Source organism: Achromobacter sp. Marseille-Q0513, from assembly GCF_018195695.1.
Taxonomy (GTDB): domain Bacteria; phylum Pseudomonadota; class Gammaproteobacteria; order Burkholderiales; family Burkholderiaceae_B; genus Achromobacter.
Genome location: NZ_JAGTJY010000494.1, coordinates 1 through 494 on the forward strand (window position 1 = coordinate 1; position 494 = coordinate 494).

A 494-nucleotide genomic window follows, 5' to 3' on the forward strand; every position below is an offset into this window, starting at 1 on the left:
GCACGTGGCTGGCCGACATGCTGCATAGAGACTTCGGCATGACCACGCACGCCGTGGGCTTCTCCTATGACCGGGAACTCTATCGCGTCCTCCCAAGAAAGAACCCTGAAACAAAGAACATCTTCTTCTACGCGCGTCCAAATACCGCCCGGCGCTCGTTTGAACTGGGCGTGTTGGTGCTCGCCGAAGTCGCCAAGCGCCACCCTGACGCCATCGCAGTGCTTGCCGGTGCGGACCTGAGCGGCTATGAAATCCCGTTCAAACATACCAATCCAGGCATCGTCGATCTGGCAGATCTGCCAGCCCTGTACGCGCAATGCGATGTCGGCCTGGTCCTGTCCTTCTCCAATCTGTCGTTGCTGCCGCTCGAGCTCATGGCTTGCGGCGTTCCCGTGGTCAGCAACCGCGCGCCTTGTACCGAGTGGCTGCTCTCTGACGAAATCGCTCTGCTTGAACGTCCTACCGTCCTGGCCCTGGCCAATGCGATCTGCACG

The 494-nt window shown here is 60.1% G+C and carries 1 protein-coding gene; it reads left to right on the top strand.

Annotation, left to right across the window (positions count from 1 at the left end; translation table 11 throughout):
* Nucleotides 1-38: 38 nt before the first annotated feature.
* Nucleotides 39-494, top strand: a 456-nt coding sequence (locus KDH83_RS31440) for a glycosyltransferase (protein ID WP_249205480.1), incomplete at its 3' end; no start/stop codon positions are given.